Below are 25,620 nucleotides of genomic sequence, written 5' to 3' on the forward strand. Positions count from 1 at the left end.
CTTCCCTGAAAACTGGTAGGCGCAGGCGGCGAGGGCGTCAATGCGGCAACTTGAATGCGCGCCCCGGCAGCGCTATGGCCGGGCCATGCTGATCGTCGCCGCGCTTTACCATTTCACCCGCTTTTCCGACCCCGCCGCGCTGAAGGCGCCGCTGGCCCGATGCGCCTGCACGAACGGGGTCCGCGGCACCTTGCTGCTGGCGCCCGAAGGCATCAACGGCACCATCGCCGGCACCCGCGCCGGCATCGAAGCGGTGCTGGCGCATATCCGCGCCCTGCCCGGCTGCGCGGCGCTGGAGTGGAAGGAAAGCACCGCCGAGACCATGCCCTTCGGCCGCATGAAGGTGCGGCTGAAGCGGGAAATCGTCACCATGGGCCAGCCCGAGGTCGATCCGGTGGCCGCGGTCGGGCGCTATGTCGAGGCGCGGGACTGGAACGCGCTGATCGCCGCCCCGGACGTGGCGGTGATCGACACCCGCAACGATTACGAGGTCGAGATCGGCAGCTTCGCCGGCGCCATCGATCCCGGGACCCGCAGCTTTCGCGATTTTCCCGGCTGGTGGCGCGAGAACCGCGACCGCTTTGCCGGCAAGCGCATCGCCATGTTCTGCACCGGCGGCATCCGCTGCGAGAAATCCACGAATTTCCTGCTGGGCGAAGGCGTGCCCGAGGTGTTCCACCTCAAGGGTGGCATTCTGAAATACCTGGAAGAGGTGCCCGAGACCGACAGCCTGTGGCGCGGCGAATGTTTCGTCTTCGACAAGCGCGTCAGCCTGGGCCACGGGCTGCGGCAGGGCCGCCATGCATTGTGCCATGCCTGCCGCCGACCGCTGGCGCCCGAGGACCGCGCCCGCCCGGAGTATGAGGAAGGCGTATCCTGCCACCGCTGTGCCGACGACTATTCCGAGGCCGACCGCAGCCGATTCCGCACCCGCCAGCGCCAGGCCGAGCGCGGCGAGTGTTTCGGCGAGCCCCGCGACTGACGCTCGGGAGTCATTTGGACATATCCGGCAACGCTTTGAAAATAAAAAAATTACCCGGATCACGCCTGCTCAAATCCGCTTGATCGGCTAAGCCTTTCATCCTGCACCTTTTCCCGCCACGCGCCTGGGTGCGGGTCTCACCGACTGACACTTGTCCGTGCTGCGGGGCCGCGACAGCTTCCATCCGGCGGGCATGGTGCTAGGCATGAAGGCCGAGTGATCTGGGCCGCACCGGCCCGCAAGAAATGGAGAACTCACCATGAAAGCAATTGGTTATGCCGCCCTTGCCTCGCTGATCGCGGGCGGGGCCTATGCCGGGGGCTATGTCGCCCCGGTGGTCGAGCAGCCCGTGATCACCCCGGTCGAGACGGTCGCTCCGTCTGTCGGCACCTGGGACGGCTTCTATGCCGGTCTGCAATACGGCAAGGGCACCGGCGATTTGGGCAACCGCGGCGCGCTGGCGGACTTCGGCGACTTCGACGCCTATGGTCTGCACGCCGGCTATCAGAAGGGCTTCGGCAAGTTCGTGCTGGGCGGCGAGCTGGACTATAACAAGGTCTCGCCCGACGAGGTTTACAGCGACGGCGACCTGACGCGGCTGCGGCTGCGGGCCGGCTATGACGCGGGCCGGTTCCTGCCCTATGTCACGCTGGGCGCGGCCAAGCTGGACACCGACGAATTCTCGGACACCGGCCTGACCTATGGCCTGGGCGTGGACTACAAGGTGGCCGAGCATTTCACCGTCGGCGCGGAATATACCCGCAACGACTTCAAGGACGTGCTGCACGACAGCCTGGGCGTGGACGGCAACGACCTCGACATGAACATGGTGCAGGTCCGCGCCTCCTACAAGTTCTGACGCCAGGGGACGGGCGCGGCTTCGGCAGCGCCCGTCCTGCCCCATCGGCCCGCAAGCGCCGGGGCCGGACGCGGCAAATTACTTCAATTTGACCGGATAGATAGCTGGCCCGCCCGCTCGACCCGCATTAGCGATCGGAAAGGTTGCAATCTGACGGGTGAATGATGACGATTATCCGCAACGGCACAGCGGGCAACGACCGGATCCGGATGGAGAATCTGTTTCCCTTTTCGGAAACGATTCGCGTGAATGGCTTGGCCGGGCATGACGAGCTTGTCGGCGCATTTCTTCATTACAACGAACTTTTCGGCGGCACCGGCAACGACACGCTCATGGGTGGCGCAAACGGCAACCTGCTGGACGGCGGGGCCGGGAACGACGTGATGGATGCGTGGCAGAGCGACAGCTTCTCGACCTTCCGGGGCGGGACCGGCAACGACTACATGCGCGGCGGCAACAGCGGCAACCTGTTCGACGGCGGTACTGGCAACGACACCATGATCGGTGGCAACGGCGCGGACATCTATGTCGTGGATTCGCTTCTGGACAGAATCCAGGAAACATATGTGCCGTATTTCGACAACGACCCCAACCCCGCCGATCAGGTGAACAGTTCGGTCAGCTGGAAGCTGGGGGCCAATCTCGAAAACCTTACGCTGCTCGGCACCGGCGCCATCAACGGCACGGGGAACGGATTGGCCAATCTCATCATCGGCAACAGCGGCAACAACACGCTTTCAGGCGGCGCCGGCGCCGATACGCTGGAAGGCGGTCTCGGCAATGACGTGCTGGACGGCGGTGCCGGCATCGACACCGTCCGCTTTTCGGGTGCGAACGCCGTGCGGATCAACCTGGGCAACGCCAATCCGCAGGCTACCGGCTTCGGCAACGACAATATCCGCAATATCGAGAACGTGCTGACTGGCGCCGGCAACGACAATATCGTCGGCAATGCCGTGGCCAATGCGATCACGGCCGGAGCAGGCAATGACGTGCTCTGGGGCATGGCGGGCAATGACCGGCTGTTCGGCCAGGCCGGCAACGACCGTCTGCGCGGCGGGCTGGGCAATGACACGCTGCACGGCGGGGCGGGCGCCGACCGCTTCATCTTCGCCGCCGGCGACGGCGCGGACCGGATCAACGATTTTACCGACGGCCAGGACCGGATCGTGATCGAATCCGGGGCCGAGCGTTTCACCGACCTGCGCATCGCCGACCTGGGCGCCGACGCCCGGATCAGCTTCGGCAATGTCACCATCACGCTGGCGAATTCCGATCACGCCCTGCTGACGGCAGAGGATTTTCTGTTTACCTGAAAACGGCCGGGGCCGGCACCCGCCGGCCCCGACGCGCCTATTTCACCTGACCCAGCCGACCGGCCGCGATGGCGGCCATGTTCAGGATGTCGTTCACGGTCGAGCCGGTCGAGCAAATCTGGATCGGCTGCGGCACGCCGGTCAGGATCGGGCCGACCACCGTCGCCCCCGCCATCTCTTGCAGCAGCTTCACCGAGATCGAGGCCGAGTGCCGCGCCGGCACCACCAGCACGTTCGCCGGACCGGTCAGGCGCGAGAACGGATATTTCGCCGCCTGCGACGGGTTCAGCGCCACGTCCACGGTCATCTCGCCCTCATATTCGAAATCGACCTTGCGGGCGTCCAGAACCTCGGTGGCATGGGCCATCTTCACCGCCCGCTCGCTGACCGGATAGCCGAAGTTCGAGAAGGACAGAAAGGCGACCCGGGGCTCCAGCCCCAGCCCGCGCGCGACATGGGCGCCGCGGGTGGCGATGTCGGCCAGATCCTCGGCCTCGGGCCATTCGTGGACCAGCGTGTCGCCGATCAGGATCACCCGGCCGTTGTGCAGGACCGTGGTGATGCCCACCGCGCCCGCCGCCGGGGTCACGTCGAAGACCATGCCGATCTGCGCCAGCACATGCGCGTTCTTGCGCGTGGCCCCCGTCACCAGCCCGTCGCCATGGCCATGCGCCAGCATCAGCGAGGCAAAGACATGGCGGTCGCGATTGGCCAGCTTCACCGCATCCTCGCGGTCGTAGCCCTTGCGCTGCAACCGGGCATAGAGCGTCTCGTGATACTGGTCGAGGTGGCGCGAGTTGCCGGCGTTGACCACGGTGATCTCGCGCGCGGCATCGCCCAGCCCGGTCGCTTCCAGCTTTTCCTTCACATCGGCCTCGCGGCCGACGACGATGGACTGGCCCATGCCGCCGCGCTGCCAGGCTACGGCGGCGCGCAGCACGCGCGGGTCGTCGCCCTCGGCAAAGATCATGCGGGCCTGCGCCTGCCGGGCGCGGGCGTGGATGCCCTGCAGGATGGCGGCGGTCGGGTCCATGCGCGCCTTCAGCGACTGGACATAGCCCTCCATGTCGATGATCGGGCGGCGGGCGACGCCGGTGTCCATGCCGGCCTTGGCCACCGCCGGAGGGATGACGTGGATCAGCCGCGGGTCGAAGGGCGTCGGGATGATGTAGTCGCGGCCGAATTGCAGCTTGCGGCCATAGGCCACGGCAACCTCGTCCGGCACGTCCTCGCGCGCCAGTTCGGCCAGGGCGCGGGCGCAGGCGATCTTCATCTCGTCGTTGATGGCGCGGGCATGGATGTCCAGCGCGCCCCGGAACAGGTAGGGAAAGCCCAGCACGTTGTTGACCTGGTTCGGGTAGTCCGAGCGGCCGGTGGCGACGATGGCGTCGGCGCGGACGGCATGGGCCTCTTCCGGGGTGATTTCCGGGTCGGGGTTCGCCATGGCGAAGATCACCGGATTGTCGGCCATGTCCTGGACCATCGCCTGCGTCACCGCGCCCTTGGCCGAGACGCCCAGGAACACGTCGGCGCCCGTCATCGCGTCCTCCAGCGTGCGGGCCTCGGTCACCACGGCATGGGCCGATTTCCACTGGTTCATGCCCTCGGTGCGGCCCTGCCAGATCACGCCCTTGGTGTCGCACATGATGCAATTCTCATGCCGCGCGCCCATGGATTTCAGCAGCTCCAGGCAGGCGATGCCGGCGGCGCCGGCGCCGTTCAGCACGATGCGCACGTCCTCGATCTTCTTGCCCGACAGCTCCAGCGCGTTGATCAGCCCCGCGGCGCAGATCACCGCCGTGCCGTGCTGGTCGTCGTGGAACACCGGGATGTCCATCAACTCCTTGAGGCGCTGCTCGATGATGAAGCACTCGGGCGCCTTGATGTCTTCCAGGTTGATGCCGCCGAAGGTCGGACCCATCAGCCGGACGGCGTTGATGATCTCGTCCGGGTCCTCGGTGTCCAGTTCGATGTCGATGGCGTTCACGTCGGCGAAGCGCTTGAACAGCACCGCCTTGCCCTCCATCACCGGCTTCGAGGCCAGCGCGCCCAGGTTCCCCAGCCCCAGGATCGCGGTGCCGTTCGAGATCACCGCGACCATGTTGCCCTTGACGGTATAGTCGTAGGCGGTCTCGGGGCGCTCGGCGATGGCTTCGACGGGCACCGCCACGCCGGGGGAATAGGCCAGCGACAGGTCGCGCTGGGTGGCCATCGGGGTCGAGGCCACGATGTCGTATTTGCCCGGGCGGGGCTCCAGATGATAGGCCAGCGCCTCTTCCCGCGTGACACGGGACCTGTGCGGGGTGTTGTCGTCGCTCATCCGGTTCCTCCTCATGACGTGGCTATGCCATAGCGCCGGTGGACGAGGAACCGGAAGGGGGAAAATGCCTGAATCAGCCCCTAGGAAAACAGCGCGGCGGCGATGGCGTCGCGATGGGCAGCCAAGGCCGCCGCGGCCGCGACCACGGCGACCAGAGCGGCGACCAGATCGTGGCGGGGGTCCCAGCAGTCGTGCCGCCGGGCCAGCCAGACCGTGACCGGATAGCAGAACACCTGCGACAACGCCTGGCCGACCAGCAGCCCCGGCAGGCCGTAGAGAAAGGCACCCCCCGCGACCAGGCCGAAATAGATCGCCGCACGCGCGGACTGCATGACGAAGAAGCCGCGCGAATCCCCCGCCGCCAGGGCCGAATATTCATAGCTGATGGGGATGACCTGCAGCATCTGGATGCAGGCGATCGCGACCAGGATGCCCCCTGCGCTGGTATAGCGCGCGTCGTAGAGCAGATCGACCAGCGGCGGGCCGACCCAGGCCAGGACGATGGCGGCGAACAGCAGCAGCGCGGTCAGGCCGGCGCGGGTGCGCGCCAGGGTGCGACGATGATGCGCGCCCTCGGAGGGCGGATGCTCGCGATACATCGGGATGAACAGCCGACTGCCGATCGAGGAGCCCAGCATCGCCGGCACCGTCGCCAGGAACAGGCCGATGTTGTAGATGCCCAGCTGGTGCAGCGTCAGCACCCGGCCCAGGATGATGCGGTCGCCCTGGAACAGCAGGAAGCCGCAGATGGTGCTGAAAAAGATCCACTTGCCGAACTTCATCACCTCGGCCCGGGCCTCGGGCTCCATGCGGAAGCGGTTGCGGTGGCCGGGCAGGAACAGCCGGAACATCAGCAGCTGCGCGAAGGCACCCAGCACGTTCCCCCAGACCAAGGCCCAGACCGATTGCAGGATCAGCGCCGCGGCGACGGTGATCAGGATGCCGATCAGCTGGTTGCCGAGCTCGATCACGGTCAGCCGGCCCAGCTGCAGGTGGCGCGCGGCGCTGTCGATGCGGGTCGGCAGGAAGCCGCCCACGATCATCGAGGTGGCGGCGACGGGGAATACCCAGCTGAACAGCGGCGCGTCGTAGAACAGCGACAGCGGCCAGGCCATGGCCATCGCGGCCAGGAAAATCAGGAAGCCGCGGATGATCTTCAGCGTCCAGATCGTGTCGAGGAAATCCGGGTCGTCGCCCCGCTTGCTCTGCATGATCGAGGGGCCGAAGCCCATGTCGCTGAACATGCTCAGCCCGATCAGAAAGCTGGTCACCAGCGCCATCAACCCGAAGTCGTCCGGGCTGAGGATGCGGGTCAGGATCAGGTTCGAGCCCAGCCGCATGATCTGGCCCAGGCCGAAATTGGCCATGGTCCAGGCGCTGCTGCCCAGGGCACGCGAGGCAAAGGCCTTGCGCGGCGCCTGCGGGACGGTCTCGCTCATCAACCCATCCCGTCGGTGAGGGTGGAGACGACGCCGGGCGACGGCAGGCCGGGGATCCGGCCCAGCAGCCACAGCGCCACGAACAGACCCACCGTCAGCAGGACCAACAGGTAGATGTTGCGCCGCCGCCGGGCGCGCAGATCCTTTTCGGACAGGCGATAGGGCAAGGCGATCACCGGCCGGGTGCCGGTCGCCCGCGCGAACTGGTCCGTGCGGCGCAGGACCGGGTTCAGCATTTCCAGCAGAAAGGCCACGGTCAGCGCCAGCGCCAGGCTGCCGCCCACCCCCATCACCGCGCTTTTCTTGCGGTTGGACAGCGCCGGGTATTCCGGCGGCAGGGCGCGCTCCAGCAGCACAAAACGCTCGGTCTGGTCGTTCTCCATCAGCATCTGCTGGGTTTCGACCTGGGCCAGCTGGCGCGAGATCTCGTTGTAGCGGTCCTGCAGCCGACGCTGATCGCGCTGCATGGTCTCCAGCTCGCGGGTGACCTGGGGTGCGCGGGCGCGGGCCTGGTCGATCTCGGCCCGGCGCAAGGCGAAGCCCGCCTTCTGCTGGTTCAGCTGCGCCAGCTGGGCGTCGATCAGTTCGGCCTGGCGGCGGACCACGTCCGAGGCGCCGCTGCCGCCGCCGCTGTTCAGCCGCTCGAGGTTGTCCTCGAGCCGCTTGATCTCGGGGTGGTTGGGGGCCAACGTGCGACGCGCCTGCGCCAGCTCGATCTCGGCCGAGCGGATCTGCTGCACCAGCGAGGCCGAGGGCCGCACCTCGGTCCCCGACCCGCCCGCTTCCAGCGAAAGCCGCTCGCGCTGCAGGTCCATGAGGTTGCGGTCCATCGTGGTCTCCAGCTCGGTCAGCTGGGCCAGTTCGGTCTGCAGGAAGGCCTGCGACGACGGCAGGGCGTCTTCGTTGCGGGCGCTGTATTCGACCACCTTGCGCTCTTGGATGGCGATCTGCTCGTTCAGCCGCGCCTCTTCGCTGCGCAGGTAGTCCTGCGATTCCCGGATGCGGACCTTGCGGTTCTCGCGGTCGCGGTTGACCACGCTGTCGGCGAAGTCGTTGGCGATGGCGGCGGCCATGGCCGGCGTCTCGGCCTGCGAGGTGATGACGATTGCGGCCAACGCCAGCCGCGAATCGACCGAGACGCCGGGCGCGGTGATGCTTTCGATGCGCGTCGAATTGCGCAATGCCGCCAGCTTGTCGGTCTCGCTGAGGCCGTGGCTGTCGGCGAACAGCCCCAGCCGCTCGATCACGTCGCGCAGGTTGGCCCGCGCCATCAGCCGCTGCTCGATCAGCTGCACCCGACGCGAGGCCGGCAGCGAGCTGTCGGCGCCCTGGTCCATCACCGCCGGCATGTCGAGCTGGATCACCGCCGAGGCCTGATAGACCCGGGGCGAGGAGACGATCAGATAAAACGAAATCAGCACACCCAGGATCAGGATCGTCATCACCAGCGGCAGCCGCCGCCAGATCAGAGAGATCAGGTCCTGCAAGGATTGAATCGGTCCCAAAATCCTGAACCCTTAGTTAAAACTCATGAAATCAATCTTCTGACTTGTTCAGCACCACGCCCATCACCGGGGGCATGCCGACCAGCAGTCGCTCGGCCTCGGCCATGTCGGCGGCGGTGCCCTTGCGGCCGTCGGCGACCAGCAGCAGCGCATCGGCCAGCGGCAGCGCCGCCAGCGCGGCGTCCTCCGCCAGCAGGGCGGCGGTGTCCAGGATCACGATCTCGGCCGGATGCAGCTCGTGCAGCCGCTGCATCGCCTGCGCCAGCGTCTCGTCCTGCAGGATCTCGGCGGCTTCGGCCTCGGGCCGTTCAGGCGCCAGCACGGCCAGGTTCGGCGCCTCGTCCACGCAGACGACCAGTTCGTCCAGCTCGGTGCCCGCGCGCAGCACCGGCACCACCGGGGCGCAGCCCGGGATGCCCAGCTGGCGCGCCACGCCCGGGTTGCCGAGGTCGAGATCGACCAGCGCCACCCGCGTATGCGGCTGCCGCGCCAGGGCGAGCGACAGGTTCACCGCGACGAAGGTGCCGCCGGCGCCGGGCGTGACCGGCACCACGGCCAGCTTGCTCCAGCCGCGGTTGCGCATCTCGTGCAGGATGCGGGTGCGCAGCAGCGAGAAACGCTGCGCGATGATCCGGGCATGTTTCGCGTCCGAGGCCGCCATCGCGGCCTCGCGCCGGACGAACCTGCTGGAGACCTTGCCGCGCCGGTCCTCGGGCGCAAGGCCTTGCTCCGGCGCCTTGTCCGGTGTCTTCTCTGTCGCGGGCTTCAAACCTGTGGCCCCTCTGCCTCTGGTGGAATGCGGCCGCCTGCAAGGGCGCCGCCTGCCGTGACTTTCATGGCAGCGGCATGGTAGCGTCCGCGCCATGAAGGCCACAACCGAAAACACGTCCGATCACGAGAATGCGCCGCATTTCGCGGGCTTGCCTGACCATTTATACAGGCCCCGCCGCGCAGCCGCCGCAGGCCCCGCGCCGGCTGCCGGGGGCCGGGGGCACCCGCGCCGCGATCCCGGCCGGCCGAATCGGCCTTTCCGCCCCGAAGCCGCGAAAGCGAAAAGATGACGCCCTGCACCATCATCCTGCCGGCCCATGACGAAGCCGGCTATATCGACTCCTGCCTCGACCACCTGCTGGCCCAGGATCACGACGGCCCGGTCGCGGTGGTGGTGGTGGCCAACGGCTGCACCGACGATACCGCCGCCCGGGCCCGCGCGCAGGCGCCGCGCTTTGCCGCCCGCGGCTGGTCGCTGCGGGTCGAGGAACTGACCCAGGGCGGCAAGATCGGCGCGCTGAACCATGGCGACGCCTGCGCCGGGCCCGGCGTGCGCCTGTATCTGGACGCCGACATCCATATGGGACCGCGGCTGCTGTCCGGCATCATGCGGGCGCTGGACGGAAACGAGCCGCGCTATGCCGGCGGGCGGCTGGTCGTCGCACCGGCGCGCAGTCCGGTCTCGCGCGCCTATGCCCGGTTCTGGCAGAAGCTGCCCTTCGTCGCCCAGGGCGTCACCGGCGCCGGGCTGTTCGCGGTGAACCAGGCCGGCCGGGCGCGCTGGGGCGCCTTTCCGCAGATCATCTCGGACGACACCTTCGCCCGGCTGCAGTTTTCGGAATCCGAGCGCTTCCTGGTGGACGAACCCTATCGATGGCCGCTGGTCGAGGGTTTTTCGCCCCTGGTGCGGGTGCGCCGGCGCCAGGACATGGGCGTGGCCGAGATCGCAAGGCTCTTTCCCGAGCTGCCGCCGCGGCAGGGCCATGTCCGGCCCAGCCGCGGTGAATTGCTGCGGCTGGCAGTCCGCGACCCCGTCGGCTTCGCCACCTATGCCGCCGTCGCGCTGGCGGTCCGGCTGGGCCGCAACCGGCAGGGCTGGGCGCGGGGCCGCTGACCGCGCCTCGGTTTTCTACCCTCTGATTCGGCTGCCTTTCGGTTCGCCTGCGCCCGGTCGGGATGCGCCGTCCTCCGCCGCGCCGGCGAGGGCGGATTCTGAACCGAACGGTATAGAAATCATTGCGCCTTTCGACCCGAAGGATGGATGCTGCGATGCGAACCTCGCGACCGGCTTCTATCCAGAATTGAAATAAACTGGATGTTAATTCAACCGAAAGTTGCCGAAATGGATATTCGGCGATTTCCTGAAAGAAGCCGTGCGCCTGTGAAATTCAACTTTCGGTTGTTATCAATAAACCAAGCCCTCCCTCCTGTTGCAAGCCGCTGCGCGACCAGGAAAGCCCGGCCGATCCTGACCCAACGTAACCCGCGCCGAGGCATCGAGAAAATCATCTCAACCTATTGATTATAAACGAACCTATACTTTTGGTCAGCCCGGCATTTCGATCTAGTTTTATTAAAATGCATGGCTATACTGCCGCTGTAGTGATTAGGACAGGTTTATCATGCGGCACAGTTCAGATTTCGATATCGAGTCCATTGACTCGGTGCTGCAATCCCCCGCCACTGGAACCAGCATCGGGGAGCCCACGGGTATCAGTTCATTTTATGCGCGCTTCCTGAAACGGCCGATGGACATCCTGGCCGTATTGCTGGCCGCGCCGATCGTCCTGCCGCTGGTGCTGCTGCTGGCGCTCGTCATCCTCTGGCATGGCGAGAAGCCCTTTTATACGCAATTGCGCGTCGGCCGTTCGGGCCGCAGCTTCCGGCTGTGGAAGCTGCGCACGATGGTCGAGGATGCGGATCTGCGCCTGACCGAATACCTGGCCGGCAATCCCGAAGCCCGGGCCGAGTGGGACTCGACCCAGAAGCTGAAGAACGACCCGCGCATCACCAAGACCGGGCATTTCCTGCGCAAGACCTCGCTGGACGAGCTGCCGCAGCTGTGGAACGTGTTCCGCGGCGACATGAGCATCGTCGGCCCGCGTCCGATGATGCTGGAGCAGGCGCAGCTTTACCCGGGTGCGGATTATTATCACCTGCGTCCCGGCGTGACCGGGCTGTGGCAGATCTCGGATCGGAACGACAGCACCTTCGCGGCCCGCGCCACCTTCGACGCGCGTTATGCGGCCGATCTCAGCCTGACCGGGGACGTGACCATCGTCGCCAAGACGGTGGGCGTGGTCCTGCGCTGCACGGGCTACTGAGCGGCTTCAGCCCCGGGGCTGCATCTTGTGATGATCCAGACATCTGACGCGCCGCCATGCAACGAAAAGCGTGGCGGCCGTTCCGCTGACCGAGTAGAGCAGCAAGGCAGTCCAGAACGACAGGCCAAGGGCCACGACCCCGACCACCGTGCTGAACAGCGCGACTGCAATCCCTATGGTCAAGATCCCGCTCAGGGGTTTACTCCGTGAAATGCCTGCTTTCCTTATCCATACTGCCAAAGAAAAATCGAATCGCCATACAAACTTTCATCTGACGGCGGCTACTACTGCATATCCGCTTATTCTTGAGCAAAAATCAGCGTAATCCAGCCGAAATGCCGCAAGGTCGCGGCGTTTCCTCTTGGATAAGGAGCCGCAATTGCGAATCGGCTATCTGGTCAACACCTATCCGCGTCCCTCGCACAGCTTCATCCGGCGCGAGATCGCCGCGCTGGAGCAGCGGGGCTTTCAGGTCCATCGCTTCGCCATGCGCGGCGATGCGGCGGCGCTGACCGATCCCGCCGACCTGGCCGAGCATGACCGGACCGAGCGGGTGCTGGACACCGGCGGCAAGCGGCTGCTGGCCGGCTTGGCACGGCAGGCGCTGGCCGCGCCAGGCCGTTTCCAGGCGGCGTTCAAGTCCGCTCGCGCCCGCGCGCGCGCCGGCGAATCCGGGCTGGCGCGGCAGATCATCTATATGGCCGAAGGCGCCCATGTCGCCGCCCGCGCCCGCGAACTGGGGCTGCGGCATCTGCACGCGCATTTCGGCACCAATTCGGCCCGCGTCGCCGGCTATGCACGGCTCTTCGGCGGCCCGCCCTTCAGCTTCACGGTGCATGGCCCCGAGGAGTTCGACAACGTCCAGCCGCTGGACCTGGGCGGCAAGCTGGCCCTGGCCGATTTCTGCGTCACCGTCAGCAGCTATGGCCGGTCGCAGATGTATCGCTGGGCCGCCGCCGGCGACTGGGCCAAGGTCCGGGTCGTGCATTGCGGACTGGACCTCGACCGCTGGGCCGAGCCCGCGCCCCTGCCCCCCGGTCCCTTCCACATGGTCGCCGTCGGCCGCTTCGCCGAGCAGAAGGGTTTCGGCCTGCTGATCCGCGGCTTCGCCCACGCCTGGCGGCAAAACCCGGCGCTGCGGCTGTCGCTGGTCGGAGATGGCGAGTTGCGGCCGCAGATCGAAAGCCAGATCGCCGCCGCTGGCATGGGCGAGGCCGTGTCGCTGCTGGGCTGGCAGAACGAAGCCGGCGTCCGCGCCGCGATGAACGCCGCCCATGCCCTGGTCACCCCCAGTTTCGCCGAGGGCCTGCCGGTGGTGATCATGGAGGCCATGGCCTGCGCCCGCCCGGTCATCGCCACCTATATCGCCGGCATCCCCGAACTGGTTCGGCCCGGGATCGAGGGCTGGCTGGTCCCCGCGGGCGACGATGCCGCCCTGGCCCAGGCGATGCTTGAAGCCGCCGAAACCCAGCCCGAGACTCTGGCCGCCATGGGCGCCTCGGCCCGCACCCGCGTCGCCGAACGCCACGACATCCGGGAATCGGCGGACCGCCTGTCGGCGCTGTTCAGCCGCGCCACAGGCTGAGCGCCAGCCAGCAGCCCGCTGCGCGTCCCCAGCGCCCGCCGATCAGCCGCTCGCCCATGCAACCGCGAAAGCGGTCGCCGCGGATCACCACCGGCACCTCGCGAAAGTCCAGCATGCGCCCGGTCAGCGGATATTGCGCCTTGAACATCGCCTCCTTGGCACAAAATGCCAGCAGCGGCGGCAGGTCCGCGGCCATGCGAAAGGGCATTACCATCCCCGCCAGCCCCTCGGGCGGGTTGCGGTCGCTGGGTTCCAGATCGATGCCCAGGCTGGGGCCGCCCGGCGGCGCGGCGATGGCGATGCAGTAATCGCCGCCATGCGACAGGCTGGCGCGGATGCCCGCGGGCAGGTCGGGCTGGCGATCCGGCCGCATGGCGATGGGACGCGACTCCGGCAGCTCATGCCCCGCCTGGCGGATCGCCGCCCGCAAGACTAGGCGTCCCAGCGCAAACTCGTGCCGCCGCTTCGGGACGGCACGGGCCATGGCTTCGGCCTCGGCCGGCAGCAGCGGCGCCGGCTCGGCCATAAGCGGCAACACGGCGCAACCATAGCCGACCGGCAGCAGGCCCCGCGCCAGGTCGCGCAGCGCTTCGGCTTCGCTCACCGTCCGCCGCGCAATTGCGCGCGCAGCGCCCGGCGCTTGGCCATGGCATCGTCGCCGGCCGCCGCAGCCTCGGGCGCGGGCGCGGAAGCGGGCGAAGCCGCGGGGGCCACAGCCGCGGCCGCCACCGGCGTCACGGCCGGTGCCGCGGGCGACAGCGAGGCGATATGCTTCAGGAAATCAGCCATCACCGGGAAACGGAAAATATCCGTCACCCCCAACCGCGGCAGCGCCAGCCGGTCGCGCATCGTGCGATGCAGCTGGATCGCCAGCAGCGAATGGCCGCCGAGCGCGAAGAAATTGTCGCGCGGGCCGATCTGCGGCACGCCCAGGGTCTCGGCCCATAGCGCATGCACGGCCGCCGCCAGATCCTCGGTCGGCGCGGCATTGGCGGCGCCAGCCGCCGCGGCGGGGGCGGTCTCGACGACCGCCGCCGGCGCCACCCCCACCGCAGCCGAGACGACCGCACCCGGCACCGGCAGATGCTTGCGGTCGATCTTGCGGTTCGGGGTCAGCGGCATCCGGTCCAGCCGCACGATCCGGCCCGGCACCATATGCGCCGGCAGATGCGCCAGCAGCGCCTCGCGCAGCGCCTTTTCGGACAGCGACGGCTCGCCAGTGACATAGGCCACCAGCCGCTTGTCGCCGGGCGCGTCCTCGCGAACCAGGGCCACCGCCTCGCGCACACCGGGCTGACCGGTCAGTTGCGCCTCGATCTCGCCCAGCTCGATGCGGAAGCCGCGCAGCTTCACCTGATGGTCGGCCCGGCCCAGATAGTCCAGCCCGCCATCCTCGCGCCAGCGCACTAGGTCGCCGGTGCGATAGATGCGCGCGCCCCAGGGCGCGGCGCGATCCGCCGGCACGAAGGGATCCGGCCGGAACGCGCCCGAGGTCAGATCCTCGCGCTGCCAATAGCCGCGCGTCACGCCATGGCCGCCGATCCACAGCTCGCCCTGCGCGCCCGGAGGCACCGGCACGCCGTCCGCGTCCAGCACATAAAGCTGGGTATTGGCGATGGGCCGGCCCAGCGTCACCTCGGCCGCATCGGTCAGGTCGGCGACGGTGGACCAGATCGTGGTCTCGGTCGGGCCGTACATGTTCAGCACCCGCGCCCGCGTCGCCGCCTTGATCTCGGCCAGCAGCGAGGGCGGCAGCGCCTCGCCGCCGACCATGACGCATTTCAGCCCCGCCATCGCCGCCGCCACCTGCGGGTCCGAAACCAGGATCCGCGCCATGCTGGGCGTGCATTGCAGATGCGTCACCTTCCAGCGCCGGATCTGCGCCGCGATCGAGAAATCGCCGTCCGCGGGCGCGGCGCCATGCGGGTTCACCTCGGCCCGCAGCCGCGCCAGCATCGGGAAGCCGGCCATCACCTGCTCGGGGGCGATGCCATAGTCGATCAGGCAGGCGATCTCGCCCACGCCGATGGTCTTCAGCTGTTCGACCCGCGCGATGGCGTCGTCCATCGAACCGAACAGGCCCGAATCCTCGAAATAGCGCAGGAAGGCGAATTCCAGGATGCCGTCCAGCTCTTCCTCGGAGAGCGAGCCCAGGTCGATGGCCATGGGGTTGGTCATGCCCGCAGGCTTGCGGAAGGCGGGGAAATCCCAGGCATATTGCTTGACCAGCGCCGCCGCGCTGCGCAGGTAGTTCTTCATCGGCTCGCGGGCGATCTCGCGCGCGGTCTCGCGGTCCTCGGCCAGGCAGGTGTGCAGCATCAGCGTGACGGTGAAATGCGCCGGATCATGCCCGACCGAGCGCAGCGCCGCGTGATAATCCTTGATCCGCGCCGCCACCGTTTCGATGCTCTGGCCCAGCAAATGGGTCAGCACGTTCATGCCCAGCCGTCCGGCCTCGACCCAGGTTTCCGGGTTGCCGGCCACGGTCAGCCACAGCGGCAGTTCCTTCTGCACCGGGCGCGGCTGGGTCACGACGCCGAAGCTGCCGCCGCCGGCGCGCGGGAAATCCACGCTTTCGCCGCGCCACAGCCGGCGCAGCTGTTCGATGCCTTCGATCATCGCCGCCTTGTTGTTCGGCGGCGCGTTTTCCGGGCGCAGCACGAAATCGTCCGGCTGCCAGCCCGAGGCGATGGCTAGGCCCGCCCGCCCCGAGGTCAGGTTGTCGATCACAGCCCATTCCTCGGCCACCCGGGCCGGATGGTGCAGCGGCAGCACGCAGCTGCCGGCGCGGACCGAGATGTTTCTGGTCACCGCCGCCACCGCCGCGCCCGACACCGCCGGGTTCGGATAGGGGCCGCCGAAGGCGTGGAAATGCCGCTCGGGCGTATAGACGGCGACGAAGCCGTTCTGGTCGGCAAAACGCGCCCCCTCCAGCAGCAGTTGGTATTTCTTCGGCCCCGGCCCGTCGTCGTTGCCCCAATAGAACAGGCTGAAGTCCATGCCGCCGGCAACCTCGCGCCGCGGCTGCGCCGGGGCCGAGGACACCGCCAGCCGCGATTCCTCGCCCGCGATCACCAGCTTGAGCCCGCGCGCCAGCGACCAGAAGATCTCCAGCACCGAAATGTCGAAGCTGAGGCTGGTCACCGCCAGCCAGGCATCGCCCTCGGCATGCGGGATCACCGCATCCATGCCGGCGAAGAAATTGGCGACGTTGCGATGCTCGACCATCACCCCCTTGGGCAGGCCGGTCGAGCCCGAGGTATAGATCAGATAGGCCAGGTGCTGCGGCCCGACCGTGCCGACCGGCGCCGCCACCATGCCATGCGGCAGGTCCGAGGGAATGGTCACCACCTGCGCGCCATGCGCCGGCAGCCTGTCGGCCAGACCGTCCTGGACCAGCACCACGCGCGCGCCGGAATCCTGGAGGTAAAGCTCGACCCGCTCGGCGGGATAATCGGGGTCCAGCGGCACATAGGCGCCCCCCGCCTTCCAGATCGCCAGCGCGCCGATCACCAGTTCGGGCGAGCGTTTCGCGAACAGGCCCACCGGCTGATCGGGACCGACACCCATCGCCACCAGCTTTTCGGCCAGCGCATTGGCGGCGCGGTCCAGCTGGCCGCGGGTCAGGCCGTGGTCCTCGAAGGCAAGGGCCGATGCATCCGGGTTCTCGGCGGCCTTTTCCGCGATCAGCTCGTGGATGCAGGCCAGCCGCACCTCGGCCTGCGTGGCGTTGCGGGCAACCAGCAGATCCTCGCGCTCGGCCGCGTCCATCAGGGGAATGTCGCGCAGCGCGGTCGTGCCGGGCAGCGCGAGGCCCGCGTCCAGCGCCCGGGCCAACCGCTGCGCCTGCGCCGGCGTGATGCGGGCCGGGTCGTGCTCCAACCAGGCCCCGTCCGAGGCCAGGGCGACGGTCAGCGCCGCGCCGCGAACCGAGGCGTGCGCATCCAGGCTGATCGCCAGGTCAGGCGTCGCCATGTCGCGCAGTTCGGGCGCGCGGGCCAGCAGATCGGCCATCAAGAAGCCGCGGCCGGCCTGATCGGCCATCTGTCCCGCCATGGCGGCGCCCAATGCGGCAAGCGTCTGGTCGCCGCGGGTCTGAACCGCCAGCGGCTGCCAATCGGCGACGATCCCCTGCGCTTCGGGCTGGTCCGCGGGACGCAGCGCCAGGTCGAAGGCGCCCTGCCCGCCCAGCCGCGCCAGCAGCGCCGCCGCCAGCGCGATCCGCTCGGGTGCCGCGCCGGGCAGCAACTGCACGCGCTGGCGCGCAGCCGAGTCCTCGCCCGGCAGCACCGCCGGGTTCATCTTTGCCAGCCGCTTGCGCCACCAGCCGTCCTGTTTCGCCGCCCGCGCCGCCAGTTCGGTCAGCCGCGCGCGCTCATCGTCCGGCAGCGTCGGGATCACCGCACCCAGCGGCGGCAATTCGCCGCGAAAGACCAGCCGGATCGCGGCATCGCCGGCGGCAATGGTCGCGATCTCGCCGTGATGCGCCAGCACGGTGCCGGGCACGATGCCGGCGCCGACCGGCTCGGTCCCGGCCGAAGCCGCGACCGCCAGCACCCGGCCATCGTCCAGCCGGATCTTGGCCTCGGTCAGCGGGTTCCAGTAACCGCCGTGGTCGAGCCCGCGCACCAGGGCGCAGATGCGCCCGGCGGGCTGGGAAAAGTCGATGATGCCGGCGGCCTCGGGGCGCTTGTCCTTGCCGACATAGCTGCGCTGCGACAGGTCCTGCTGCACGCGCTGCGGCCCGGCACCCTCCAGCTGCGCCACCACATCGGCAAAGCTTTCCGCGCCGCGGGCGAAGCAGCGGGCGTTCAGGGTCAGCGCGGTATCGTCCGGGCGCAGCTCGAACAGCCGCTGGGCCAGGATGTCGCCCTCGTCCACGCCGCCCTCGATCATGTGCCAGGTGATGCCGTGCTGGGGCTCGCCGCCGACGATCGCCCAGACCGGGGCGTTCAGCCCCGCCAGCCTGGGCAGCGGGCCGTCGTGGAAGTTGATCGCGCCAAGGTGGCCGCGCGCCAGCATCCCGGGGCGCAGGATCGACAGGTTGGCGACGCTGAACAGCCAGTCGGCCGCCGGGGCGTCCGCGGGCATCGGCGCGTCCTGATCCTCGACCGTCAGCCCGGCGCCGGTCGCCCAGTCGCGCAATTCGGGATTGTGCGTCACCACCGCGACGATGCGATGGCCGCGCGCCAGCAGCGTTTCGGCCGCATGGCGCGTCAGAGATTCGTTACCGACCAGAATCGCGGAAAATTGCGTCATGGCTTACCCTTTTCAACATGCACGGGCTTTGGCTGCGAACGGAGCGCGTGGCGCGTCAGATGGGACAGGTGCCCCGGCGCCCCATCGGGCGCGCGCCTCGACAAAAGGCAGCGCAGGCGGAACACCCCCGCGCCCCCCAGATGCGCGACCGTGGCCCAAAGCGCGCCCAGACGCCCATGATGTTTCTCGAAATAGCGGCGGCGAGAGTCGTACCAGTAATCCGGCACCCGCTTCCATTCCTTCATGCCGGTGCTGACCGAACCGATATGCAGCACCAGGCTTTCGACGACGTAATGGGTCTGCCAGCCCGCCAGCGCGGCACGGCGGCACAGGTCGGTTTCCTCATAATAGAGGAAGAAGCCCTCGTCGAAGAGACCGATTCGATCCAGCACATCCATGCGGATCATCATCGACGCCCCCGCCGACCAGTCCACGCGACCGGATGTCTCGGGCTGCGGCAGCGCCACCATCTTGCGGCGCAGCAGCCGGGTGATCGGGCCGGTGCGGCTTTCCGATTCGAATTCGCCCGCGGCGCTGGGAAAGCGAAAGGCGGTGCTGTGCGGCTCGTCGTCGGTGCCGCGCAGCCGCGAGCAGGCGATTCCCGCCTGCGGATGCGCGGCCAGGTAGTCGACCAGCGCCCGGATCGCGCCCGGCTGCGGGATCGCGTCCGAATTCAGCAGATAGACCAGATCGGCCCGGCGCCCGTCCGGCAGGCCCTGGCGGATGCCGTGGTTGTTGCCGGCGCCATAGCCGCCGTTCCAGCCCGATTGCACCACGGCGACCCGGTCGGCGGGCCAGCCCCGGGCCTGCACCCCGGCCTGCATGGTCTCGAACGAGCCGTCGCCGGAATCGTTGTCGACGATGGTCAAGCCGCCATCCAGGCCCTGCAATTCGCGCAGCGCCGCCTCGGCCGCCTGCAGGGACATCTCGGGCGTGCGCCAGTTCAGCACCACCACATGAACGCTGGGCATGGTCACTCTGCCGCCTTTGCCTGGGCCGGGGCGTCGCCGTCGGCCTGCCGCAGGATCTCGCGCAGGACCGAGGCCATGCGGCGCACGTTCGGTTCCAGCACCATCGAGTCGTGGTCGCCCGGCACCTCGATCACCCGCAGCTGCGGCATCCAGGGCGTCCAGCCGTTGTCTTCGACCACGTAGTCGCGGCCCGAGTTGATCCAGCGCCCGCCCGTCGCCTTCCAGCGCTTGTCCAGCGGCGGCCGGAACATGGCCACCGGCCCGTCCCAGACCGACAGCCGCATCTTGGGCAGCGAGGCCAGGAACGCAGCCTCGATGGCGAGGTCGTGGAAGGCGCCGCTGGCTTCGGTCGCGACCTCGGCCTCGACCGCCTTGGCCTTGCTGCGGCGCCGAAACTCGAAGGCGACGCGGTCGCGCAGCCATTTCCAGACGAAGCCCGGACCGCCCTCGCGCAATTCGCCCAGGCGGATCGCCAGCCGGTCCTTGCGGCTGACCGGCTCGCGCAGCGGCAGCGGCGTGTCCAGCATGACCAGCATCGCCACCTCTTCGCCCGCCGCGCGCAACTGCCGCGCCATTTCGTAGGCGGTCAGCCCGCCGCCCGAGAAGCCGCCCAGAAGATAGGGGCCGTGCGGCTGCACCTGGCGGATTTCCTCGATATAGTCGCGGGCGGCCTCGGAGAAGTCCTCATGCGGCTGGTCGTCGCCCAGCAGCCCGCGCGCCTGCAGGCCGTAGAAACGGCGGTCCGGCCCGACCCGTTGCGCCAGCTGGCGCAGGTTCATGATATTGCCGAACATGCCGGCGACGATGAAGAAGGGCGTGCCGGCGCCGCGCCCGCCCATGTCCACGACGAAGCGGAAGCGGGGTTTCTGCGATACCGGCAGCGCGGCGACATTGTCGGGCGAGACGATCTCGCGCGGGCCGGTGCGCTCCTCGACGAGCGCGGCAAGCTGGGCGATGGTCGGCGCCTCGAACAGGGTCGAGATCGGCAGGTCCACGCCGAACGCCTTGCGGACCTGGCCGAACATGCGCACCGCGATCAGCGAATGGCCGCCCAGGTCGAAGAAGCTGTCGGCGGCGCCGACCTGGGCGATGCCCAGCAGGTCCGACCAGATCGCCGCCAGTTCGGCCTGGGTGCCGGGCGCCGGCTCGACGAAATCGCTGTCGAGGTCGGGACGCTCGAACCCGCCTTCGCTGGGCGCGGCATCCTCGACCAGGCCGGCCTCGGCGATCAACGCGTCCAGATCCAGCGACGAGACATAGACCTGCGCCAGCCCGGTCGAGATCGCCCGGCTCAGCATCGCCGGACCGATGGCCGCGGGGATGCCCTGGCTGATGTTGTGCTGCAGGCGCCGCTCGGCCGGGGACAGGCTGCGCGCGGACTGGCCGCGCACCGGCTGGGCGGAAATCGCCGCGGCGAGCTTTCTCAGCGCAAAGCCTCGGATCTCGGCCACGACGGCACCGTCGGGCCCGGCCAGGGTGATGTCGAACTGCGCCATGCCCTGGGCGTCGCTGTTCTCGCCCGCGTTGCGGATGCGGCTGGTCAGCTGCGCCGGCAGGGGCGCGTAAAGCCGGATCGAGCGATAGCCCATGGGCACCCACAGGTTTTCCGGGGTCCAGCCCTGGATCAGCGGCATGGCCCAGCCGGTGGCAATGTCCAGCAGCGCCGGATGCGCCAGCCACGCGCCCGCCTCGCCGGCGAATTCCGGCGGCAGCGACAGTTCTGCCACGCCCTCGTCGCCCTGGATGCGGAAACGGCGCAGCACCTTCCAGCGCGGGCCGAAGGCCATCTGCCGTTCCTGGGCCGAGGCCAGGGCCGCGCCCTGCCCGTCCTGGTCCCAGGGACCCGAGACCGCCAGCGGCGCCGGCGCGGCTTCGTGCAGCCCGGCGACCAGCGCGGTCACGTTCGGATCGGCTTGCGGATCGTCGAGGATGTCGATGCGCATGGCGTCGCCCTCGGGCGTGACCCGGGTGGTCACCAGCGCCTTGTCGCCGACCAGCACCGGGCGGCGGAATTCCAGGTCGCGGATCACCAGCGGCAGCGACAGGCCGGATTCCAGCGCGGCCTCGGCCGCCAGCTCGATCCAGCCGGTGCCCGGCATCAGCGCCTGGCCGGATGCGGTCTTGTGGCCGCCGATGATCCAGTCCTCGATCCGCAGCGTGCTGCGGAATTCGCGCCCGCCCGGGACCGGCAGGCTTTCGTCCAGCAGCGGCCGGCCCTGCGGCGCGGCCACGACCGCGGCCGTGTCCAGCCCCATCGCCCGCGCGGCCATGCCGGCATCGGCCCAGACGCCCCAGTTCACCGCGACCACGCGACCCAGCGCCGGCGGCGCCGAACGCGCCACCGCGTTCAGATATTCGTTGGCGGCGACGTAATCCGCCTGCCCCGCCGGCGCGATCGCCGACGAGGTCGAGGAGAACAGCACCGTCAGCCGGACGGGATCCTTGGCCAGCGCCTCGATCAGCGCCCGCGTGCCCAAGAGCTTGGGCGCCAGCACGTCCCAGGCGTCGTCGTCGGTCTTGGCGGCGATCAGGCTGTCGCGGATCACGCCGGCCGCGTGCAGCACCACGTCGAGGCTGCCGAAACGCGCCTTGGTCTCGGCGACGGCATCCGCCATGTCCTCGGGCGAGGTCACGTCGGCGCGCAGCGCCAGCACCTCGGCCCCCAGGCCCTGCAACTGCCGGACCGCGGCCACGACCGCGGGCGAATCGACCCGGCCGCGCGTGGTCAGCGCCAGCTTGGCGCCGCCCCGCTGCGCCAGTTCGCGGGCGATGGCCTGGCCGATGCCGCCGAAGCCGCCGGTGATCAGGCAGGTCGCACCCTGCGGAATGGCGGCCATGCCGTCCTCGGCCAGCGCCACCTTCTCAAGGCTTTGCTCGAAGCGGCGGCCGTCGCGCCAGGCGGCGATGGCCGCGCCCGAGGGCGCCAGCGCCTCTTCGAGCAGATTGGCGGCCAGCGCGTCGAGACCGCCCTTGGCCGGCAGGCGGATGTCCACCAGCCGGGCGCGGATATTCGGCATTTCATGCGGCATCACCCGGATCGGCCCGGCTGCCGCGGCCTTTTCCGGCACCGGCGCGGGTTCGTCGGCGACCCGCAGCGCGTCGTTGCAAACGGCGATCAGTTCCAGCCTGGCCTCGGGCAGTTCGGCGCCGATGGCCTGCGCCAGATGCAGAAGACCGAAAAAGCCGCGTTCCAGCTGGCTGTTGAGCAGGCTGGAGCCGGGACGGAACTTCGCCCCCTGGGTCACCGACCACAGATGCAGGATGCGGTCCGGCACCAGGTCCTGCGCCGCCAGCGCGGCCAGCAGCATCTCGTAACCCTCGCGGTCGGATTCGACCGGCAGGGTGAACCGGCCCTGCCCCTTGTCGGCAAACGTGTCGCCGACCTGCACCACGGCGACGCGCTGGCCGCGGGTCCGCAGGCCCTCGGTCACCTGCTCGGCCAGGCCCAGATCGTCGGCAAAGATCAGCCAGCTCTGCGCCAGGGGCGCCACCGGCCCCTGCGGCCCGATCTCGATATTCGGCGAGGCCAGCTTCCAGGCCGGGCGCCAGCCCCATTCGGCAAGCTCCTCGATGCGGGCCAGTTCCTCGGCGGTCTCGGCCGCGACGCTGGCGGAACGCTCGATGAAATAGCGCTTGCGCTGGAAGGCATAGCCGGGCAGCGACAGGCGCCGGCGCCGGGCATCGCCCCAGATCTGGTCCCAGTCGATCACGCCGCCGCAGGCCCAGAACCGGGCCAGCGCCGCGATGAAATAGCTGTCGTCCGCGGTCGCATGATCGCGGTGGCGCAGGGTCGAGACGACCTGATGCGCCGCCACCGCCGGATTGGCCTTGGCCATGGCCTGCATGGCCCGGCCCGGCCCGACCTCCAGGAACACCCGGCCCGGCACCTGCGCCAGATGCGCTATGCCGTCGGCAAAGCGCACGGTGCCGCGCAGATGCGCGACCCAATAGTCCGGGCTGGTCGCCTCGGCATCGGTCAGCGCCTGGCCGGTGCGGTTCGAGATGATCGGGACCTGCGGCGGGTTCAACCGGATCGAGGCCAGATAGGCCCGGAACTCGGCCAGGATCCCCTCCAGCATGCGCGAATGCGCGGCGATGGAGATGGCGATGCGCTGGCATTCGATCTCGCGCGCCGCCATTTTCGCGGCGAAGGCGTCCAGCTTGGCGTCGGGGCCCGAGACGACCGACATCGACGGGCCGTTCACCGCCGCCAGGTCCAGGCCCAACTCCTCCAGTTCGGCGGCGAAATCCTGCGGCTCCAGCGGCACCGACAGCATCCCGCCCGCCGGAACGCGGTCGAACAGCAGCCCGCGCAGCCGCACCAGGCCGATGCAATCCTCGAAGGACATCACCCCGGCGATGCAGGCGGCGGTGTTTTCGCCCATGGAATGGCCGATCAGGGCCGAGGGCGAGACGCCCCAGCTGATCCACAGCTGCGCCAGCGCATATTCCGTAATCATCAGCAGCGGCAGTTGCAGCGAGGGTTGCAGCAGCCGCCGGTCCGCCTCGGCCTCGGCGCCCGGCTCGGGCAGCCACAGCGCGCGCAGGTCGGTGCCATGCGCCTGCGCCATGTGGTCGAGGCCGCGGTCCATCCAGTCGCGGAACACCGGCTCGGTCTCGTAAAGCCCGCGGGCCATGCCGGCATATTGCGCGCCGCCGCCGGGCAGCATGAACACCGCCTCGGCCGGGTCGCCGACCGGCTGGTGGTCGAAGACCAGGCGCGGGTCGGGATCGGCCAGCAGCGCCGCCGCCTCGGCCGCATCGCGGGCGACCAGTACCCGGCGGCGGTCGAACTGCCGCCGGCCCTGCGTCAGGGTGAAGGACAGGTCGGCCATGTCCACGCCGGGGTTGGCGCCCAGCCAGGCCGACAGCGCCGCGCTATTGGCGTCCAGCGCCGCCTTGCTGCGGCCCGAGACGGCGACGATCTGGAACGGCCAGTCGGATTCGCCCGAAGGCTGCGCCAGCGGCGGTTCCTGCAGGATCACATGCGCATTGGTGCCGCCGACGCCCAGCGAGTTCACCCCGGCGCGGCGCGGCCCGGCGATGGGCCAGCCGCCCAAGGCATAGTTGACGCGAAACGGCCCGCCCTCGAAGTCGATGGCCGGGTTCGGCGCTTCATAGCCCAGGCTGGGCGGGATCTGGCCGTGATGCACCGCCAGGGCCGACTTGATCAGCCCCGCGCTGCCCGCCGCCGTATCCAGATGGCCGATATTGGTCTTGACCGAGCCGATATGGCAGGGCCCCTGCCGCGTGCCGTCCGAGACCCGCTCATAGGCCTGGTTCAGCGCCGCGACCTCGATCGGGTCGCCCAGCGCCGTGCCGGTGCCGTGGCATTCGACATAGCCGATGCTGTCGGAACTGACCCCGGCCATCACCAGCGCCTCGGAAATCGCCTGGGCCTGGCCCTCGACGCTGGGGGCGAGATAGCCCGCCTTGGCGGCGCCGTCGTTGTTGATGGCCGAGCCCTTGATGATCGCCCAGACATGGTCGCCATCGGCAATCGCGTCCGCCGCCCGCCGCAGCGCCAGCACCGCCGCGCCGCTGCCGAAGACGGTGCCCTGCGCGCGGTGGTCGAAGGCGTGGCAATGGCCGTCCGGCGACAGGATCTCGTTTTCCTTGTAGAGATAGCCGACGCCATGCGGCAGCTCGATGGTGACGCCGCCGGCCAGCGCCATGTCGCATTCGCCCGAATTCAGCGACTGGCAGGCCATGTGGACCGCGACCAGCGAGGTCGAGCAGGCCGTCTGCACGTTGACCGACGGCCCCTTCAGGTCGAAGACATGGCTGACGCGGGTCGACAGGAAATCCTTGTCGTTGCCGGTATGGCGCAACAGGAAATGCCCCACGCCATCGACCAGATCGCGGTTCGAGCACACGTTCCAGTAGTAATAGCTGCCCGCGCCGCAGCCGGCCCAGACGCCGATATTGCCGGCGAAACGCTCGGGCACATGGGCGGCATCCTCCAGCGCGTGCCAGCAGGTCTCAAGGAACTTGCGGTGCTGCGGGTCCATGATCGCTGCTTCCTTGGGTGAGAGCCCAAAGAATTCGGCGTCGAATTCGTCGAACTGGCCCAGGATCGCGGCCGAGGGCACGTAGTTCGGATCGGCCATCCGCGCCCGCGACTCGCCCCGCGCCAGCAGGTCCGCCTGGGGGATGCGCTGGATGGATTCCACGCCCTTGCACAGGTTGTCCCAGTATTCCGCGACGCCTGCCGCCCCAGGAAGCTGCGCGGCCATGCCGACGATGGCGATGTCACTGTCCTCAACGACGATCTTGTCGAAGGCCATGG

At 68.9% G+C, this 25,620-nt stretch carries 14 protein-coding genes; 6 read left to right on the forward strand and 8 right to left on the reverse strand.

The genetic code is table 11. From position 1 onward, the window contains the following. The first annotated feature begins 85 nt into the window (after positions 1–85). The 3 genes from trhO to JCM7685_RS13290 all read left to right on the forward strand — a co-directional run bounded on the left by trhO (position 86) and on the right by JCM7685_RS13290 (position 3,157). Positions 86–982, forward strand: a complete 897-nt coding sequence (trhO, locus tag JCM7685_RS13280) for an oxygen-dependent tRNA uridine(34) hydroxylase TrhO (RefSeq protein ID WP_074966151.1) — start codon at positions 86–88, stop codon at positions 980–982. A gap of 259 nt (positions 983–1,241) precedes the next feature. Further along, positions 1,242–1,841 carry an outer membrane protein gene (locus tag JCM7685_RS13285; protein ID WP_074966139.1) on the forward strand — a complete coding sequence of 200 codons (600 nt, stop codon included), beginning with the start codon at positions 1,242–1,244 and terminating at the stop codon, positions 1,839–1,841. 164 nt (positions 1,842–2,005) lie between these two features. Beyond that, positions 2,006–3,157, forward strand: a complete 1,152-nt coding sequence (locus JCM7685_RS13290; RefSeq protein WP_170848885.1) for a calcium-binding protein — start codon at positions 2,006–2,008, stop codon at positions 3,155–3,157. A gap of 37 nt (positions 3,158–3,194) precedes the next feature. On the opposite strand, the gene JCM7685_RS13295 is transcribed toward JCM7685_RS13290, so the two are convergent. From JCM7685_RS13295 to JCM7685_RS13310, 4 genes are all read right to left on the reverse strand, one after another. Beyond that, entirely contained in the window at positions 3,195–5,477 is a 2,283-nt protein-coding gene (locus tag JCM7685_RS13295; RefSeq protein WP_074966137.1) for an NADP-dependent malic enzyme, read from the reverse strand. 80 nt (positions 5,478–5,557) lie between these two features. Then, complete coding sequence (locus tag JCM7685_RS13300; RefSeq protein WP_074966136.1) at positions 5,558–6,916, reverse strand: oligosaccharide flippase family protein; 1,359 nt, start codon at positions 6,914–6,916, stop codon at positions 5,558–5,560. Next, positions 6,916–8,403, reverse strand: coding sequence for a GumC family protein (locus tag JCM7685_RS13305; protein WP_074966135.1), 1,488 nt, complete (start codon positions 8,401–8,403; stop codon positions 6,916–6,918). The genes JCM7685_RS13300 and JCM7685_RS13305 overlap by 1 nt, the downstream gene beginning before the upstream one ends. A gap of 49 nt (positions 8,404–8,452) precedes the next feature. Continuing rightward, positions 8,453–9,190 (reverse strand): P-loop NTPase family protein, encoded by a 738-nt coding sequence (locus tag JCM7685_RS13310; protein WP_074966134.1) that lies wholly within the window; start codon positions 9,188–9,190, stop codon positions 8,453–8,455. 288 nt (positions 9,191–9,478) lie between these two features. Between JCM7685_RS13310 and JCM7685_RS13315 the strand changes: the two genes are divergently transcribed. The 3 genes from JCM7685_RS13315 to JCM7685_RS13330 all read left to right on the forward strand — a co-directional run bounded on the left by JCM7685_RS13315 (position 9,479) and on the right by JCM7685_RS13330 (position 13,101). Beyond that, positions 9,479–10,306: a glycosyltransferase gene (locus JCM7685_RS13315; RefSeq protein ID WP_074966133.1), complete on the forward strand. Its 828-nt coding sequence runs from the start codon at positions 9,479–9,481 to the stop codon at positions 10,304–10,306. A 508-nt stretch (positions 10,307–10,814) separates the two neighbouring features. After that, positions 10,815–11,516, forward strand: coding sequence for a sugar transferase (locus JCM7685_RS13320; RefSeq protein WP_074966132.1), 702 nt, complete (start codon positions 10,815–10,817; stop codon positions 11,514–11,516). Between the two features lie 379 nt (positions 11,517–11,895). Further along, the gene (locus tag JCM7685_RS13330; protein WP_074966131.1) at positions 11,896–13,101 is read left to right on the forward strand and encodes a glycosyltransferase; all 1,206 of its coding nucleotides are present in this window, start codon (positions 11,896–11,898) and stop codon (positions 13,099–13,101) included. Here JCM7685_RS13330 and JCM7685_RS13335 read toward each other — a convergent pair. The 4 genes from JCM7685_RS13335 to JCM7685_RS13350 are packed head-to-tail and all read right to left on the reverse strand — an operon-like array spanning position 13,082 to position 25,618. Then, on the reverse strand, positions 13,082–13,705 hold the full coding sequence (locus JCM7685_RS13335) for a 4'-phosphopantetheinyl transferase family protein (RefSeq protein ID WP_074966130.1): 624 nt from the start codon (positions 13,703–13,705) through the stop codon (positions 13,082–13,084). The two genes, JCM7685_RS13330 and JCM7685_RS13335, sit on opposite strands and share 20 nt — an antisense overlap. Beyond that, the gene (locus JCM7685_RS13340) at positions 13,702–18,360 is read right to left on the reverse strand and encodes a MupA/Atu3671 family FMN-dependent luciferase-like monooxygenase (RefSeq protein WP_074966129.1); all 4,659 of its coding nucleotides are present in this window, start codon (positions 18,358–18,360) and stop codon (positions 13,702–13,704) included. The genes JCM7685_RS13335 and JCM7685_RS13340 overlap by 4 nt, the downstream gene beginning before the upstream one ends. Then, positions 18,357–19,331 carry a glycosyltransferase family 2 protein gene (locus JCM7685_RS13345; RefSeq protein WP_074966128.1) on the reverse strand — a complete coding sequence of 325 codons (975 nt, stop codon included), beginning with the start codon at positions 19,329–19,331 and terminating at the stop codon, positions 18,357–18,359. The genes JCM7685_RS13340 and JCM7685_RS13345 overlap by 4 nt, the downstream gene beginning before the upstream one ends. Before the next feature lie 2 nt (positions 19,332–19,333). Continuing rightward, positions 19,334–25,618 (reverse strand): type I polyketide synthase, encoded by a 6,285-nt coding sequence (locus JCM7685_RS13350; protein ID WP_074966127.1) that lies wholly within the window; start codon positions 25,616–25,618, stop codon positions 19,334–19,336. Positions 25,619–25,620: the final 2 nt, after the last annotated feature.

The sequence above is a fragment of the Paracoccus aminovorans genome (genome assembly GCF_900005615.1).
GTDB classification, from domain to species: Bacteria; Pseudomonadota; Alphaproteobacteria; order Rhodobacterales; family Rhodobacteraceae; genus Paracoccus; species Paracoccus aminovorans.

Bases quoted from the DNA above. Each gene is read 5' to 3' on its own strand.
- trhO (WP_074966151.1), top strand. From the start codon at position 86: ATGCTGATCGTCGCCGCGCTTTACCATTTCACCCGCTTTTCCGACCCC.
- JCM7685_RS13285 (WP_074966139.1), top strand. From the start codon at position 1,242: ATGAAAGCAATTGGTTATGCCGCCCTTGCCTCGCTGATCGCGGGCGGG.
- JCM7685_RS13290 (WP_170848885.1), top strand. From the start codon at position 2,006: ATGACGATTATCCGCAACGGCACAGCGGGCAACGACCGGATCCGGATG.
- JCM7685_RS13295 (WP_074966137.1), bottom strand. From the start codon at position 5,477: ATGAGCGACGACAACACCCCGCACAGGTCCCGTGTCACGCGGGAAGAG.
- JCM7685_RS13300 (WP_074966136.1), bottom strand. From the start codon at position 6,916: ATGAGCGAGACCGTCCCGCAGGCGCCGCGCAAGGCCTTTGCCTCGCGT.
- JCM7685_RS13315 (WP_074966133.1), top strand. From the start codon at position 9,479: ATGACGCCCTGCACCATCATCCTGCCGGCCCATGACGAAGCCGGCTAT.
- JCM7685_RS13320 (WP_074966132.1), top strand. From the start codon at position 10,815: ATGCGGCACAGTTCAGATTTCGATATCGAGTCCATTGACTCGGTGCTG.
- JCM7685_RS13340 (WP_074966129.1), bottom strand. From the start codon at position 18,360: ATGACGCAATTTTCCGCGATTCTGGTCGGTAACGAATCTCTGACGCGC.
- JCM7685_RS13345 (WP_074966128.1), bottom strand. From the start codon at position 19,331: ATGCCCAGCGTTCATGTGGTGGTGCTGAACTGGCGCACGCCCGAGATG.
- JCM7685_RS13350 (WP_074966127.1), bottom strand. From the start codon at position 25,618: ATGGCCTTCGACAAGATCGTCGTTGAGGACAGTGACATCGCCATCGTC.